At 68.6% G+C, this 2,772-nt stretch carries 5 protein-coding genes; 2 read left to right on the top strand and 3 right to left on the bottom strand.

The genetic code is table 11. The annotated features are described in order from the left end of the window. Positions 1-23 precede the first annotated feature (23 nt). Positions 24-413, bottom strand: a complete 390-nt coding sequence (locus G6020_RS13355) for a DUF2304 domain-containing protein (protein ID WP_182610953.1) — start codon at positions 411-413, stop codon at positions 24-26. After that, positions 410-1,162, bottom strand: a complete 753-nt coding sequence (locus G6020_RS13350; RefSeq protein WP_241732711.1) for a glycosyltransferase family 2 protein — start codon at positions 1,160-1,162, stop codon at positions 410-412. The genes G6020_RS13355 and G6020_RS13350 overlap by 4 nt, the downstream gene beginning before the upstream one ends. 62 nt (positions 1,163-1,224) lie before the next feature. Between G6020_RS13350 and G6020_RS13345 the strand changes: the two genes are divergently transcribed. After that, on the top strand, positions 1,225-2,121 hold the full coding sequence (locus G6020_RS13345; RefSeq protein ID WP_182610952.1) for a glycosyltransferase: 897 nt from the start codon (positions 1,225-1,227) through the stop codon (positions 2,119-2,121). Between the two features lie 43 nt (positions 2,122-2,164). Next, positions 2,165-2,512, top strand: a complete 348-nt coding sequence (locus G6020_RS13340; protein WP_182610951.1) for a hypothetical protein — start codon at positions 2,165-2,167, stop codon at positions 2,510-2,512. 46 nt (positions 2,513-2,558) lie between these two features. Here the strand turns inward: G6020_RS13340 and G6020_RS13335 are convergent. Next, positions 2,559-2,772 (bottom strand): arabinofuranosyltransferase (locus G6020_RS13335; protein WP_182610950.1); only part of this gene is annotated, 214 nt, incomplete at its 5' end.

Raw genomic sequence — 2,772 nt, 5'->3', positions numbered from 1 at the left:
CGCGCGAGGGGTCGGCCGCCCGGTCACCGTCGCGGGCGGTCGTCGTCGTCCGCGGCGGGCATCACCGCAGCCGCGTGGGGCTCGTCCTCCGGTCGCACGGCGTTCTGCAGCGCGATCGACCGGGCCAACCGGGCGTAGCGCAGTTCCTGCTCGCGGAAGCGGACGTAGGTGGAGACGGTGACAAAGGCGAAGCCCATCACCAGCGCGTAGAGCACCAGGTCTGTGCCGCGCTGTACGCCCAGCGCGTTGGCCACCACGGTGAGGTCGTCCGGGCGCAGCACGGCGTAGACCATGAACACCACGAACAGCACGAAGCCGATCTTGACCCCGGCCTTGGCCCGCGCCTTGCGCCGGTTGGCCAGGAAGAACGCCACCAGCGCGGCGCCGGCGAGCAACAGCAGTGCCTTGATCATCGCGGCAACCTCTTTCCCACGAACCCGTCGGAGAGGATGTTGATCCCGTTGAGCAGCGACTGCCCCTTCGACATGGAGTACTCGGTGTAGAGGATGTCGACGGGCTGCTCGGCCACGCGCCACCCACGGCTGTCCATCAGTTCCACGAACTCGCTGGCGTGACTCATGCCGTTCATGCGCAGGTTGAGGTCGTCGGCGACCCGCCGGTTGAACACCCGGAGCCCGTTGTGGGCGTCCGTCAGTCCGAGCCGGCGGGTGCGCGGGCTGAGCATGACGACGGTCTTGAGCACGATCCGCTTGATCAGAGGCACCTGGTCGCCCTCGCTGCGGGGGCGACCGAAGCGGGTCCCCACCACGATGTCCACGGGCTCGTCGCGCACCCGCTCGACCATCGCGAGCACGTCCTTGACCTGGTGTTGGCCGTCGGCGTCGAAGGTGACGAAGTAGCGGGCGCCGGGTTGCGCGCGGGCGTACTCGACACCGGTCTGGATGGCGGCCCCCTGCCCGAGGTTGACCGGGTGCCGGACCAGGTGTGCGCCCGCCCGGTGGATCGCCGCCGCGGAGTCGTCGGTCGAACCGTCGTCCACGGCAACGATGTTGGGGAAGGTCTCGCGTGCGTGACCGAGGACCTCCTCGATCACGGTGCCCTCGTTGAAGCACGGGACGACCAGCCAGACGTCACGGTTGTCTGCAGGGTCGCCCCCGGCCGTGTGGGAGGGTCCTGGGAGTCGCTCACTGTCACTGCTCATCGCCGGTCGATACTATGCGATCGAACGGAAAACCCTGTGACGAGAAGGACGGCGGTTCCCCGATGGCCATCGATGTGATGCTCCCCTACTACGGGGACGTCGGCCACTTCAAGAAGGCCGTGGACAGTGTCCTGTCCCAGAGCTACACCGATTTCCGTCTGGTCGTGGTGGACGACGGCTACCCGGATCCGGAGCCTGCCCGCTACATGGGGGAGATCACCGCGCGCGACGAGCGGGTGACCTACGAGAAGAACGAGACCAACCTCGGCGCCAACGGTAACTACCGCAAGTGCCTGGAGATTGTCACGGCACCGATCGTCGTGGTGATGGGCGCCGACGACGTCATGCTGCCCAACTACCTGCAGGTGGTGGCGGACGGTTTCGCGGCCGTTCCCGACGCCGCCGTGATGGAGGTCGGCGTCAGCGTCATCGACGAACACGGTGCCCCCGTGCGGCCCCTGTCCGACACCGTCAAGGCGTTCACCTCGCCCAAGGCCGACGGTCGCACGGTCCTCCACGGCGAGAAGCTCATGACCTCGCTGATGCACGGGAACTGGACCTACTTCCCGTCGCTGGCGTGGAGTTCCGAGTGGATCCGCCGCATCGGGTTCCGCGAGGGACTGGACGTGGTGCAGGACCTGGCGCTGCTGGTCGACGTGATCACCGGTGGCGGTCACATGGTCTACGACCCGACCCTGGCGTTCCTCTACCGCCGGCATTCCGCCTCCGACTCCTCGGTGCGCGCGCTCGACGGCCGCCGCTTCGACGAGGAGGCCCGCTTCTTCGCCGGTGAGGCCGACGCGTTCGCGGCCCGGGGCTGGAAGAGCGCCGAGCGGGCCGCGCGTCTGCACCTGACCTCGCGGTTCAACGCGCTGTCTCTGTTGCCGACCGCGGCCCGGGCCGGCAAGTTCGCCGAGGGCGGCAAGCGGCTGCTCGGTCACAGCTTCCGTAAGTTCTGACCCCGACGGGAATTGACCGGAGCTGGCACGAGAGGAGGCCGGGATGATCCCCGAGGCGTGGATCCCGCACCGCCGTGAGGACGGCGAACTGATCGGCTGGATCGACATGACCACCGCCGAGCCGCTGCTCGTGCCGATCGACCGGCTCGGCCGCCCGCTCGACCCGGTCGACGACTGGCACAGGGCGGAGGACGTACTCGAGGGGATCGGTCTGCGGTTCCTCATGGAGCGTTTCCTGTTCCACGAGAACGGCCGCGACACCGTGGTGCGGATCTCCCACCTCGACGAGAACCGGATCGTCTTGTCGACGGCGCTCACGGACGCGATCGAGGAGGTCGGCCGCGAGATCGTGGCACCGTTCCCGGCGCCGTCGACGCTGCGCCCCGCCTGACGACGCCGGCGACGCTGCGCCTCGCCCGGCCTCCGGCCCGGCCCGGTCACCGCCGCACGACCACCACTCTCGAGCTCACCTCGCGGACGTCGAACAGTGCCCGGTCCTCGAACTGCTCCGGGTGGAACCGGATCTTCTCCCGACTGTTGTTCCGGGCCAGGGGCATCTCGTTGATCGCCACCGGGACCACCCAGTTCCTCGAGCCCTCCCGATCGAACACCATCACGTCCGGGCCGCGGAACGGGCCTGAGTCCATCGCG

Source organism: Dietzia sp. B19 (assembly GCF_014145155.1).
GTDB classification, from domain to species: Bacteria; Actinomycetota; Actinomycetes; order Mycobacteriales; family Mycobacteriaceae; genus Dietzia; species Dietzia natronolimnaea.
Note: the sequence above shows the minus strand (reverse complement) of the source record. Positions and strands in the feature narration are given on the sequence as shown.

What these genes read in the sequence shown, in the direction of transcription:
- G6020_RS13355 (WP_182610953.1), bottom strand. Translation starts at nt 413, where the DNA reads ATGATCAAGGCACTGCTGTTGCTCGCCGGCGCCGCGCTGGTGGCGTTC.
- G6020_RS13350 (WP_241732711.1), bottom strand. Translation starts at nt 1,162, where the DNA reads ATGAGCAGTGACAGTGAGCGACTCCCAGGACCCTCCCACACGGCCGGG.
- G6020_RS13345 (WP_182610952.1), top strand. Translation starts at nt 1,225, where the DNA reads ATGGCCATCGATGTGATGCTCCCCTACTACGGGGACGTCGGCCACTTC.
- G6020_RS13340 (WP_182610951.1), top strand. Translation starts at nt 2,165, where the DNA reads ATGATCCCCGAGGCGTGGATCCCGCACCGCCGTGAGGACGGCGAACTG.